This window comes from Aeromonas sp. TW 6 (assembly GCF_013168745.1).
Classification (GTDB): Bacteria; Pseudomonadota; Gammaproteobacteria; order Enterobacterales; family Aeromonadaceae; genus Aeromonas; species Aeromonas caviae.
Window position 1 is genome coordinate 19387 of record NZ_JABERS010000044.1, and the last position, 12628, is coordinate 32014.

The window sequence follows — 12628 nt, forward strand, 5'->3', positions numbered from 1 at the left end:
ATTGATCACTCTGTATGCAAACGGGCCACTCCAGTGAGTGGCCCGTTTCTTCATCAGGGGCCGATGCCGCCCGACATGGCAGTTGGTGTTCCCGGGAGTGACGCTTTATTCTATTGGCTCCTGCGCTGCGGCGATCCAACCCGGGATGAACACCATGCACCTCTCTCTCTCCTGCCCCGTGACTCGTCTTCCCCGTGTGGCCTGGCTGGCGGCGCTGCTGCTGGCTGGTTGCGGCCCCGACAAGCCTGTCAGCCAGGTTCCGACGACAGAACCGATGGCCCGGCAGGAGGCGGGGGCGCCCGCCTCCGTGGTGCAGGCCAATGCCCGCCAATATAGGGATGCCCCTGCGCTGGCGCTGGTCTTCTCCGGCCCATTGGCGCCCAAGGCAAACTGGCAGAGCTGGCTTTCTGTGAGTGAAGGGGGCAAGCAGGTGCAGGGGGAGTGGATCCTGGCCGACGATGGTCGCACCCTCTATTTCCCGAACGTCCAGCCCGACAAACGCTACGAGGTGAGCCTCAAGGCGGGGCTGGGCCCATCCCCCCAGAGCTGGACCCTCAAAACCCGGCCGCTGGAGGCGGGGGCGTCGTTTACCGCGAGCGGCATGGTATTGCCGCTGCGCGACGAGCTGCGCCTGCCCATCAGCGCGGTCAATGTGGACGAGGTCAATATCGACTTCTTCCGGGTCGATGCCGAATACCTGCCCCGTTTCCTGGCCGAGTATCGCCCCGGTGCCGGCATGGGCAACTGGGAGCTTGAGCAGATCACCAAGCGGGCCAAGCGGGTGTTCAGCGGCCGTTACGCGCTGGAGCTCGATGCCAACCGGCGCGAGACCCGCCTCATCAATGTGAAGGAGCCGCAGCTGGCGGAGGCTGGCGTCTACTTTGCGGTGATGTCGCCCCTTGGCAACTACGACTGGCGCAAGGAGACCACCTACTTTGCGGTGAGCGACATGGGGCTCAGTGCCCGCCGTTACCGCGATGAGCTGGAGGTGTTCGTCAGCTCCCTGGCCAGCGCCGACCCCCTCAAGGATGTGCAGCTCTCCCTGCTCGACCAGAAGGGCAACCGGCTGCAGGTGCAAACCACCGACCCCCAAGGTCATCGCCGCTTCGATCAGGTGCAGGGGGCTCGCCTGCTGCTGGCCGAGCAGGGCAAGCATCTGGCGGTGCTGCGCCTCGACGGGGCGGCGCTCGATCTCTCCACCTTCGATCTCGGCACCCAGCCCTGGCAGGCCCAGCAGCTCTATCTGTTCAGCGGGCGCGATCTCTATCGTCCCGGCGAGCGGCTCGACAGCGAGATCCTGCTCAAGGGGCAGGATGGTCAGCTGCTGCCGGGGATGGCGGTAGAGCTGGAGGTGAAACAGCCGGACGGCCAGCTGCTCGAACAAAAGCGGCTGCTGCCGGACAATTTGGGCGCGGCCCACTACGGTCTGCGTTTGCCGGATGATGCGCCGCTCGGGCGCTGGACCATCAACCTCAAGACCGCTGCCGGTAGCCGCTTCGAGTGGCCTTTTCTGGTGGAGGAGTTTCTGCCGGAGCGGCTGAAACTGCAGCTTGGCAAGGGGCCGGATGGGGAAGTGACGACTCTGGACGCCGCCCTCACTTTGCCGCTGCAAGGGGACTATCTCTACGGCGCACCAGCCAGCGCCACCAAGGCCAAGGCGGAGGTGAAGTTAAGCCGCGCCACCATGCCTTTTACTCAGTGGCAGGAGTTCACCCTGGGTGACGTGCTGCTCGCCGAGCAGGCCAGGGATCTCGAGCCGCTGAATCTCACCCTGGATGCGCAGGGGCAGGGGACTTTTTCGCTTGCTGATGAGCTCGATGGGGTGCGCGCCCTCGGGCCGCTGGAGGTGGCTTATCGGGTGTCGCTCTCCGAGCCCGGCGGTCGCGCCGTCAATCGCAGCCGCACCCAGTATGGCTGGCCCGCGGGCAGCCAGTGGCCCGCGCTCAAGGCCGATTTCGTAGCGGAGCGGGTAGAGGGGGGCAAGCCGCTCCCCTTCCAGATCCTCAACCTCGATGAACAAGGCCAGCCGGTGGCGGGGGCGGTGAAGGTGCGCCTCATCAACGAGTACCGCGACTACTACTGGCACTACGCCGATGGGGAGGGGTGGAAGTACGAGTTCAACAGCCAGCCCTATCTGGAGCAGGAGCAGACCCTGCAGCTGGATGGCAAGGGGCCGACCCCGCTCACGCTGCAACTGGCTGCGGGCTGGTATCGGTTGGAGGTGGAGAACAGTCAGGGCCATCAATCCAGCCTGCGGGTGGAGATAGGCAGTTACGCCTGGGGTGGCGGTGGCGAGCAGGCGCGGCCTGACAAGATTGCCATCACCCTCGACAAGCGCGCCTATCTGGCCGGGGACAAGGCCAACGTGACCTTGGTTGCCCCGCGCCCCGGCAAGGGCTTGCTGCTGGTGGAAGATGGCGACGGCCTGCGCTGGTGGCAGCGTATCGAGCTCATGGGGGCCGGCGGCGATGCCAAGGATGCCCGCGGCGAGTTCGAGATCCCGGTCAGCCCCGAGTGGCAGCGTCATGATCTGCATATCTCGGCCCAGATCGCCGCGCCAGACAGTGACTCAAAGCCGGTGAGCCAAAAGAGTGTGCAGAGCCTGCGCTCGGTCGGTCTGGTGCCGCTCACCCTGGATCGGGAAGCGCGCCGTCTGCAGCTCACCCTGAGCGCGCCTGATAAAGCGGTGCCGCTCACCCGGCTGGAAGTGACCGCAACCTCCACCCCCAATAGCCAGGGGCGGGTGGTGCTGGCGGCGGTGGATCGGGGTGTGCTCAACATCAGCGACTACCAGCCGCTCGACCCGTTCGAGATCTTCTTTGGTCGCAAGCGCTTCGCCCAAGATTTGTTCGACAACTACGGCCAGGTGATCCCGCCGCAGGATGGCAAGCTGGCCCGCCTCAACTACGGGGGCGATCGGGCGCCGCTGAAAAAGGGTGGCGCGCTGGAGAGCCGGGTCGAGATAGCCGCACTGTGGAGTGGCGAGGTGAGCTTTGATGAGAGCGGCAAGGCGGTGATCCCGCTCGATCTACCCAACTTCAACGGCGAGCTGGCGCTGATGGCGCTGGCCTGGAACGAACAGCAGGTCGGTGAGGCCGAGCGCGCCGTCAAGGTGGTGGCGCCCTTGGTGGCCGAGATTGGCTGGCCGCGCTTTGGCGCCAGAGGCGATGAGACCCGGGCGCTGGTGCAGCTGCGCAACATGAGCGGTGAGGATCAGACCCTCTCCCTTGCCTGGACCCTCAACGGCGGGCTCAAGGCAAATGGCGAGCTGCCCGGCACCCTTTCCCTTAAAAACGGCGAGGAGCAGTGGCTGACCCTGCCGCTCACCGTGACCGGGGCGAGCGGTGTGGCGAGCCTGCAGTTGGCAGCCAGCGGCAAGGATTTTGCCATCAGCCGCGACTGGTCTCTGCCGCTGCGCTCCCCCTGGCCGGCCGAGACTCGCCAGCGCTATCAGATGCTGTCCCCCGGCCAGCAGATGAGCTTTGCGCCAGCTGAGCTGGCCGGGCTGGATCGCGCCAACCTGCAGGGGCTGCTCAGCCTCTCCGGCACTCCCCCCTGGGATCCGGCAGCCCAGTGGCAGGCGCTGGCCGACTACCCCTACGCCTGTCTGGAGCAGACCCTGTCCCGTGCCTGGCCTTACTTGCTGACCACGGCGGATGAGCGGGCCGCCTGGAGTAAACCCGCAGCGGGCAAGAAAGCGGCGAGTGAGGCGGATGTGCAGCGCGCCCTGCTGCAACGGCTGCAGCGGTTGCAACTGCCAAGCGGCGGTTTTGGCCTGTGGGATGGTCGCTCCGACGAGGAGCAGTGGCTCACCGCCTATGCCGCCGACTATCTGCTGGCGCGCAAGGAGGCGGGCGACTCCGTGCCGGAGGCGATGCTCAATCAGGCGCTGAACCGGTTGCAGAGCTATCTTACCGACAGTCAGTATGGTGAGCGCTGGAGCAGTGCTCCCGAGCACAGCCGGCTGGCCTATCAGGCTTACAGTGCCTATGTGCTGGCCCGGGTGGGCAAGGCGCCGCTCGCTACCCTGCGCCTTGTCTGGGAGCAGCAGGCCGATCACGCCCGCTCCGGCTTGCCGCTCTTGCACCTCTCGCTGGCGCTCTCGGCCATGGGGGATGAGCAGAACGCCGCCAAGGCCCTCAGCCGGGCATTGGCGACCGAGCGCGGTGATGACTATCTGGGTGATTACGGCTCGCCGCTGCGCGATCAGGCCCTTGAGCTCTCCTTGCTGCGCCAGCACAAGCTGGCTGCGGAGCGCTGGCCTGATCTCAGTGCCAAGGTGGCCGATACCCTGGCTCACCGTCAGTGGCTCAGCACCCAGGAGCGGCTCGCCCTGCTGCGACTGGCCCGCGTCGATCCGGCCGCCGACTGGCAGGCCAGGGTAACTTCCTCTCTTGGCAGTGGATCCCTGAGCGGTTCGGCTCCGCTGCATCAGGGTGCCTCAGAGGCACTGGCCGCGAGCACCGTCACCAACGAGGGCAGGGGATCCCTCTATGTGCAGCGCACCCTGGTCGGTTACCCCGAACAGGCTCCTACCCGGTTGAGTCAGGGGATAAGCGTGACCCGCAGCTGGTTCAACAGCGACGGTCAGCGTTTTGACCCGACCAAGGTGAAGGTCGGCGATCTGGTGGTGGTGCGGCTCAATGTCAGCAGTGAATCGGCGGTGCCCGATGCCCTGCTGGTGGAGATGGTGCCCGCCGGCTTCGAGCTGGAGAATCCGGCCCTTGGCAACAGCATCAAGCTCGAAGAGCTCTCCATCGAGGGGAAACCGGCGTGGCAGAGCGAGTGGAACGACTACCTCAAGCATCAGGAGTTTCGTGATGACCGCTACACGGCAGCGCTGGATCTGAGCGAGGGGAGCAACCAGCAACTGGTCTACCTGATGCGGGCGGTGACGCCGGGTCGCTATCAGGTGCCGCCGACCCAGGTGGAGGATATGTACCGACCCGAGATCCGGGCTGTGGGTGAGGATATCCACGAGGTGCTTATCTCTGAGTAACACACCCTCCCTTGAGCGGGTTCGCCCGCTCACCCGTTGGCAGCGTTGCTGGCTGAGCCTGGGTCGCACTGGCCACGCTGGCTGGCGCTGGCTTGGTGGCCTGCCACGCTGGCTGCGCTTTTCGGTGCTGGGCGTTGTAGCACTGCCCCTGTCATTGCTGGTGCTGGATCGACTATTCCCGCCGCCACCGCTCGACCCTGCCTATGCACGGGTGGTGCTCGACATGAAGGGGCGGCCGCTGCGCGCCTTTGCCGATACCAGCGGCGTGTGGCGCTACCCCGTGACCCTGGAGCAGGTCTCCCCCCGCTATATTGAGGCGCTGCTGGGCTACGAGGATCGCTACTTCTGGCGTCATCCCGGAGTCAATCCGGTGGCCATGGTGCGCGGGGTCTGGCAGTGGCTGCGCTATGGGCGGGCTGTATCGGGCGGCTCGACCCTTACCATGCAGGTGGCACGCCTTATCGAGCCCTACCACAGGAGCGTGCCCGGCAAGCTGCGCCAGATGGCGCGCGCGCTACAGCTGGAGTGGCACTACGACAAGCGCACCCTGCTCACCGTCTACCTCAACCGGGCACCGTTTGGCGGCAATCTGGAGGGGGTGCAGGCGGCCAGTTTTGCCTATCTCGGCAAGAGTGCAGCCAAGCTGACCTATGCCGAGGCGGCGCTCTTGGCGGTGCTGCCGCAGGCTCCTAGCCGCAACCGGCCGGACCGGCATCCCGAGCGGGCCCGCACCGCCCGCGACAAGGTGATGCAGCGGCTGGTGGCACAGGGCGTTTGGCCCGAACAGGTATGGTTGGAGGGGCGCATCGAGCCGGTGCTGGCCCGCGGTCACTTCACGCCGATGGAGGCGCCGCTGTTTGCCCGCCTCGCCGCCGACCATCAGGCCGGGGCCCTGGTGCATACCACCATCGACGGCGATCTGCAGCGCTGGCTGGAGGGGCGGGTGGCGAGCTATATCCGTCGCTTCCCCGAGCAGACCTCAGCGGCGTTGCTCTTGGTAGATAACAAAACCATGGCGGTGCGCGCCTATGTGGGCAGCGCCGAGTATGGCAATTTGCGCCGCCACGGTTACCTCGACATGGTGCAGGCGATCCGCTCCCCCGGCTCTACGCTGAAGCCCTTCATCTACGGTCTGGCGATGGACGAGGGGTTGGTGCACTCGGCCTCTCTGCTCTCCGATGCGCCAAGGCTGGGCTCGGACTATCGCCCCGCCAATTTCTCCGGTGCCTTTCAGGGGCCGGTGACCCTGGCCCAGGCGCTGCAGCAATCCCTCAACGTGCCGGCGGTGCAGGTGCTGGAGGCGCTGGGGCCGGACAAACTGGTCAGCCGTCTCGACAACGCCGGGGTGAGGCTGGCGCTCTCCGACAAGCCCAATCCGGCCATTGCGCTCGGGGCAGCGGGCATTCGGCTCGAGCAGTTGGTGGCCCTCTACAGCGCACTGACCCGGCAGGGGCAGGTGGCGATGCCGGTCTGGCTGGCGGGGCAGCAGGCGGTGTCACGCCCCTTGCTGAGCCCGGGAGCGGCCTGGATCATCTGGCAAGTATTGAGCGCCCAGGGGCGCGCGGATCAGCCCTTTGCCAGTGAGGCGACCGGCCGGGTCAACCGGCTGGCCTGGAAGACCGGCACCAGCTATGGCTATCGCGACAGCTGGGCCATGGGGGTCTCCGGTCGCTGGACCATCGGCGTCTGGTTGGGGCGCCCCGACGGCACTCCCATGCCCGGTTTCTACGGCCAGAGCGCGGCGGTGCCGCTGCTGCTCTCGGTCTACTCGCGATTGGCTGACAACAGCCCCTTGCCAGCACAACCCAACACGGTGAGCGAGGCCGAAGTTTGTTGGCCGCTGGGGCGCAAGGCGAGCGCGACCCTGCCAGAGGCCTGTCGGCAGCGCCAGAGCACCTGGTTGCTGGAAGGGCGCGACCCTCCCACCTTGCCGGACCCCATGGATTGGCCCTCGCCGCTGCGGCAAGTGGCATTGACTGTCGGGGGCGAGCCGACCCTGACCCGTTGCCATGATGCGGCGCAATCCGGTTTTCGGGCCCTGTGGCCGCTGTCGCTGGAGCCCTGGCGGGTGCCCGGCGAGCGGCGTCAGGCGCTGCTCGCCAGCGGCTGCGCGGGGGAGGGACAGAGCGCCGAGCAGCAGGCCCCCATCCGCATCCTGGCGCTGGGGGAGGGCAACCTTATCCGCAGTCAGCGCTATCGGTTGCAGCCCAGGGTGCTCGGCGGTGTCGGCAAGCCGGCCTGGTTTCTCAACGGGCAGCGGCTGCGCTGGGACGGGGATCAAGTAGTGAGCAAGGCGGGCCGCTATCAGCTAGTGGTGGTGGATGAGGCGGGAAACAGCGATCGCATCGAGTTTCGGCTGGAAAACTCCTCCTGAGGGCGTGGTGAGCGCCAAAATATTGACAGCATCGGTGATGGTCCCGATGCCGTCAGTTGATTGTCGATTCCCCGGCAGAGGCGGGGAGTCAGGGCTTGACCTGCCCCAGCCGGGTGAAGAAATGCCGGCTCTTGCGCTGGTGGAAGTGGCTCTTCTTGATGGGATGAAATACCAGGTTGCTCTGTGGGTGACTCCCCTTGAGGTGGTGGATCATCGCCATGGCCGGTAAGCCAGTACTGACGAGCGTGGTGAGCGGCAGGGTGACGGTCTCGGGTCCCAGCAAGGGTGTGAACCCCTGCTGGGCCTGCTCGAAGCGGGTCAACACGGCGGGTTCGGCGTAGCCGCTGCCCAGCATGGCGAGCAGGGCATCGAGGGACTGATGGAACTCGGCGAGCTGCTGACGAAAGCCGCTTCGCCCCCGCAGGGCAATGAGCTCTGCAAACGGGATGTCGGCCAGGTGAGTGGGCACTTGCAGCGGGATCTCGAGGTGGAAGCAATCCTGACCGCCGCGATTGTGGTAGCGAGATTCGAGCAGGTGAAGCAGGCGGTCGAGATAGTCGTGATCGGTAATCAGCGCCCCGTCATTGGCGAGTGCCCACTCACGGGCGAGGCGCATGGAGAGCAGGTTGGCAAAGCGGCGCGCCATTCTGATCCCCCCTTCATCCTGCGTCGCAAAGCCGTGGGTCAGACAAAACCCGTGCAGCCGCTCCAGTCCCGCCTGAGCCGGGCAGAAGCAGTCGTGGTTGGGGGCTGAACGCCAGCGGGCGATGAGCTCCCTGTTGCCAAACACCTTGTGACGCACGAAGTCGGGGGCGACCAGGCCGGCAATCTGGCTCTCGACCTGGGGCGTGATATGGGCGAAGAAGGCGGGTTGTGGCGGCTCGGCCAGCAGGTCAGTTTGCTGGCGCAGGGTCTCCAGCAGAGCGGTGAGGCCGCTCTTCTCGCTGACGGTGAAGACGAAGGCGAGCCGCTCCAGATAGATAAGAGCAAACTTGAGCCAGAGTTCATCCCGTACTTCCATGCCGGGGTAGTAGATGTGGGTCTTCATCGGATCGTCAGGGTTCAAGCCGGTGGCCAAGGCGCAGGCTCGGGAATATACGCAAGATTGCCGCCTTGCGGCAAACATTGCGTGGGAAAATATGCCGTCGCCTGGCCAGTAGGCGCTGGCGCCAAACTTCTGATATAATTCGCGCCCTTAAATCAAGGCCACCCGAGTCAATACCATGAAGTTCATTATCAAGTTGTTCCCCGAAATCACCATCAAGAGCAAGTCAGTGCGTCAGCGTTTCACCAAGATGCTGCAGGGCAACATCCGTAACGTGTTGCGCCGCTTTGACGAAGACGCCCGCGTGCGGATGGACTGGGACAAGCTGGTAGTGAGCTCCCGCAACGATCAGTTCCACGCCCAGTATCTCGAGACGCTAAGCTGCATCCCTGGCATCCAGTATTTCCTCGAAGTGAAACTGAGCAACTTTACCGATCTGCACGACATCTTCGAGCAGACCCGCGCCGTCTGGGGCGATCGTCTGAAAGGCAAGACCTTCTGTGTGCGTGCCCGTCGCGTCGGCAAGCACGACTTCAGCTCCCTGGAGCTGGAGCGCTATGTGGGTGGCGGCCTCAACCAGCATTGCGAAACCGCCGGTGTGCGCCTCAAGAAGCCGGATATCCAGGTCAATCTGGAAGTGGAAAACGACGAGCTCTACATTATCAGTGCCGTCCACCACGGCATGGGTGGCTTCCCCATGGCGACCCAGGAAGATGTGCTGAGCCTGCTCTCCGGCGGCTTCGACTCCGGCGTGGCCTCCTACCAGTTCATCAAGCGCGGCTGCCGCGTGCACTACTGCTTCTTCAATCTGGGGGGCGCCGCCCACGAGATCGGTGTCAAGCAGGTCGCCTATTACCTGTGGAACAAGTTCGGTGCCTCCCACAAGGTGCGTTTCACCGCCATCGACTTCGAGCCTGTGGTGGCCGAGATCCTCGAGAAGATCGACAACGGTCAGATGGGGGTGGTGCTCAAGCGGATGATGATGCGTGCCGCTGGCCAGGTGGCGAACACCTTCCAGATCCCGGCCCTGGTGACCGGCGAATGCGTGGGCCAGGTTTCCAGCCAGACCCTCACCAATCTGAACGTCATCGACCGGGTGACCGACAAGGTGATCCTGCGTCCCCTCATCACTTGGGACAAGCCGGACATCATCAGCGAGGCCCGTCGCATCGGCACCCTGGAGTTTGCCGAGACCATGCCGGAGTATTGCGGCGTCATCTCCAAGAAGCCGACCGTGAAGGCCGAGCTCTCTCGCATCGAGGCGGAAGAGGCCCACTTCGACTTCGCCATCCTGGACAAAGTGGTGAGCGAGGCGCGTTACCTCGACATCCGTCGCATCGGCGAAGAGACTGCCGCCCAGGTGCAGGAGGTGGAGACCACCCAGGTGCTGGCCGCCAACGAAGTCATTCTGGACATCCGCTCCAGTGATGAGCACGACGAGAAGCCGCTGGTGGTGGAAGGGCGCGAAGTGCTGCACATCCCCTTCTTCAAGTTGGCAACCGCCTTTGGCGATCTGCCCAAGGAGCAGACCTACCTGCTCTATTGCGATCGCGGCGTGATGAGCAAGCTGCAGGCGCTCTATCTCAAAGAGCAGGGCTTTGACAACGTCAAGGTGTACCGCCCCTGATAGCGGTGTGCATTCGCTCATAAAAAAATCCGGCCAAGATACCGGATTTTTTTATTTCACATGTTCGGTGATGATCAGGGGCAGGGGACGGGGGTAAAGGTCTCCTGGCCCTGACAGCGCCAGCCCATCTCGGCCTGACGCATCTGCCACAGATTGTTGCTGCGAAACAGGGTCAGGATGTAGAGCATGTCGCTCTTCTGGCCATCGAGGGCAACCGAGAGCACCAGATCGTTGTCCAGCTGCTGGGCATGGATGCGGGTGGGCACGTCTTCATGACCCACGAAGCGGCGAGCCACTTCGCGATAGTCGTTGACCCAGCCCTGCTGACTGCTGCTCGCCTGACGGATCTGCTGGTTGAACTGCTGCACCGGGGTGGATGCCAGGCGCCCGAACAGGGCCTGTGCCCCCGCATGAGCCGCTGCCACCATCATCAGAATCAGCGTGGTAATGAGCCCAAGTTTTTGCATGAGGTAATCCGGCTTGAAACGACCACTCTATGACAACAGAAAAGCGGGCTTGGTTCAATCTTGCCCCTGCAAGGGTGGGATCTCGCCCACCCAGACCCGGTTCAGTTGCGCTGCAACGAGAAGGTCGGCAGGGAGAGATGCCAGTAGATGGCGGCCACGCGCAGGCCAAAAACGGCCGTCATGCAGATGAGCATGGCGGTGACCCTGTCCATGTTGACCTCCAGCGCCAGGGTATAGAGGATGCCCCCCAGGATGCAGGCGGTGGCATAGATCTCCTTTTGCAGCACCATGGGCACTTCCCGGGCCAGCACGTCCCGGATCATGCCGCCAGCCACCCCCGTCATTGTGCCCATGAGCACAGCAATCAGCCCTGAGGTGCCGAAGTTGAGCGCCTTCTGGGCGCCAATCACGGTAAAGAGCGCCAACCCGAAGGCATCGGCCACCGGCAGCACATACCAGGGCATGCGGCGGGGCAACTTGACCATCCACATGCCGATGAGTGCCGTGGCGATGACGACCCAGATGTAGAGGGGGTCGCGTACCCAGAATACCGGGGTGGCGCCCAGGATCATGTCACGTATGGTGCCACCGCCGATGGCGGTCACCGCGGCCAGCACCATGACGCCGAAGCCGTCCATTCGAAGGCGTCCTGCCACCAATACACCCGAAAACGCGAATACCGCAGTACCAAACATGTCGCTGATGTAAACAATCTGCTCAACCAGTGTCTGCATGGAGAACAACTCACGTCCAATAAATGATGGGGCGGCGATTTTAGGGGCAAGGGGTGCGTGTGAGCAATGTCGGTATGCAAAAGTGGGAGCCAGAGCGGGTTTCTGGGGGCAATGGTCTGGGCCGATAGACAGGCTGAGAGTGCAGTGTGGCTGTTGCCGGGAGAGCAGACAGATTTGTATATGATGAGGCGAAAAATCTTCTAAAGCATCGGGCGGTGGTGCCGTTACTAAGGGGGAAGCAAATGGAAGGGTGTCAGGAAATCCAACTTTTTGCAGTGCTGCGGATCTGGTCATCACCACGTTGAATCAGATCTGCCTCAGTCACCGGCAGCGGATTGGCCCTGCGGACTGAAGAGGGATCTCAATCGCCGTGCGCCCTGGGATCCGCAGTTTTAGACTCATCAGGAGAATTCATTACCTGATTACCCATGACCCTCAGCCAGCTTCAAGAGCCGATATGGCATCGGCGGGCTTGCCACGACTGCATGCCCCAATTCAACAAACATACTCTTGAGGTCAAAACGATGATTAAACCGGAAGCAGTATTCAGCAAGATGCCTTGGTAAATGCTTCGCTCCGAGCTTATGACAACTGCCCCGCAGCGAGTTCTTCACATTCCCTATCATCGTGTTTACCCAGTTGAATGCCGGATGATCCAGCAAATCAAGGTTGCCCCCGGTGACAACACCCAGGTGCTCACAATTGGCCTCCTTGACCGCTTTGAAACAGGCCAATCCATCGGATATCACCGCGCTACCACTAGCAAGATGCCGTTTTGCCCAATCAGCAATGACGTTGGTTTTGAAACCATCGACCACCGTCATCCGCATCTTGATTGGATGCCCTTCCTTGTTCAGGGCTACTGCTGCCACAAACGGCGTCTTGCCTGCCGCGCCGCGACCTCGTTTGCCACCACGGCGCTCTCCACCCCAGTAGACATCATCGAGCTGAATGATGCCGCTGATGGGCTGCTTGTCATCGGACTCTTTCATGGCTTGCAGCAGCTTGTGCTTGAGCATCCAGGCGGTGTCATATTTGACGTCCAACTGGCGCTTTAGCTCCATCGCTGACAAGCCAGTTTTGGTCTGTGACAGCAGGTGCATCGCCAGAAACCACTTGGTCAGTGGGAGTTTGGTGTTTGCAAAAATCGTGTTTCCAGTCAATGACATCTGGTGACGGCAGTTATTGCATTGCAGCACGCGTGGCCGACTTTTCAGGCGACAGCAGGTCTTGTTGGCGCACTCAGGACAGATGAAACCGTCATTCCGCACCTGATTTTGCTATTTTCAGTGCTTGACGGCGATCGGCCGTTCTGATCTATTACTCTCTTTTGCAGGTAGATCATCATGGCCGCACCCGCTATCTCGATCCGTAACCTCGAT

At 63.2% G+C, this 12628-nt stretch carries 6 protein-coding genes and 1 pseudogene; 3 read left to right on the forward strand and 4 right to left on the reverse strand.

All coding sequences use genetic code 11. The features are described from left to right. The first annotated feature begins 154 nt into the window (after positions 1 to 154). Both HKD46_RS17505 and pbpC read left to right on the forward strand, forming a co-directional pair. Complete coding sequence (locus HKD46_RS17505; RefSeq protein ID WP_235673858.1) at positions 155 to 4999, forward strand: alpha-2-macroglobulin; 4845 nt, start codon at positions 155 to 157, stop codon at positions 4997 to 4999. Beyond that, positions 4965 to 7373 carry a penicillin-binding protein 1C gene (pbpC, locus tag HKD46_RS17510; RefSeq protein WP_171865732.1) on the forward strand — a complete coding sequence of 803 codons (2409 nt, stop codon included), beginning with the start codon at positions 4965 to 4967 and terminating at the stop codon, positions 7371 to 7373. The genes HKD46_RS17505 and pbpC overlap by 35 nt, the downstream gene beginning before the upstream one ends. Positions 7374 to 7461: 88 nt before the next feature. Here the strand turns inward: pbpC and HKD46_RS17515 are convergent, their stop codons facing one another. After that, positions 7462 to 8421, reverse strand: a complete 960-nt coding sequence (locus tag HKD46_RS17515) for a hypothetical protein (RefSeq protein WP_171865733.1) — start codon at positions 8419 to 8421, stop codon at positions 7462 to 7464. Positions 8422 to 8596: 175 nt separating this feature from the next. Here HKD46_RS17515 and thiI point away from each other — a divergent pair, with 175 nt between their 5' ends. Continuing rightward, positions 8597 to 10045 (forward strand): tRNA uracil 4-sulfurtransferase ThiI, encoded by a 1449-nt coding sequence (thiI, locus tag HKD46_RS17520; protein ID WP_161470671.1) that lies wholly within the window; start codon positions 8597 to 8599, stop codon positions 10043 to 10045. A 74-nt stretch (positions 10046 to 10119) separates the two neighbouring features. Here thiI and HKD46_RS17525 read toward each other — a convergent pair whose 3' ends face one another. The 3 genes and pseudogenes from HKD46_RS17525 to HKD46_RS17535 form a co-directional block, all read right to left on the reverse strand. Beyond that, complete coding sequence (locus tag HKD46_RS17525; protein ID WP_005326432.1) at positions 10120 to 10512, reverse strand: hypothetical protein; 393 nt, start codon at positions 10510 to 10512, stop codon at positions 10120 to 10122. A 101-nt stretch (positions 10513 to 10613) separates the two neighbouring features. Then, entirely contained in the window at positions 10614 to 11246 is a 633-nt protein-coding gene (locus HKD46_RS17530) for a trimeric intracellular cation channel family protein (RefSeq protein ID WP_025326511.1), read from the reverse strand. Between the two features lie 422 nt (positions 11247 to 11668). Further along, positions 11669 to 12508, reverse strand: a pseudogene (locus tag HKD46_RS17535) (IS1595-like element ISAeca5 family transposase); the annotation flags it as partial. Between the last annotated feature and the right edge of the window lie 120 nt (positions 12509 to 12628).

Coding starts and splice junctions, on each gene's coding strand:
- HKD46_RS17525 (WP_005326432.1), bottom strand. CDS start 10,512: ATGCAAAAACTTGGGCTCATTACCACGCTGATTCTGATGATGGTGGCA.
- HKD46_RS17505 (WP_235673858.1), top strand. CDS start 155: ATGCACCTCTCTCTCTCCTGCCCCGTGACTCGTCTTCCCCGTGTGGCC.
- HKD46_RS17515 (WP_171865733.1), bottom strand. CDS start 8,421: ATGAAGACCCACATCTACTACCCCGGCATGGAAGTACGGGATGAACTC.
- thiI (WP_161470671.1), top strand. CDS start 8,597: ATGAAGTTCATTATCAAGTTGTTCCCCGAAATCACCATCAAGAGCAAG.
- HKD46_RS17530 (WP_025326511.1), bottom strand. CDS start 11,246: ATGCAGACACTGGTTGAGCAGATTGTTTACATCAGCGACATGTTTGGT.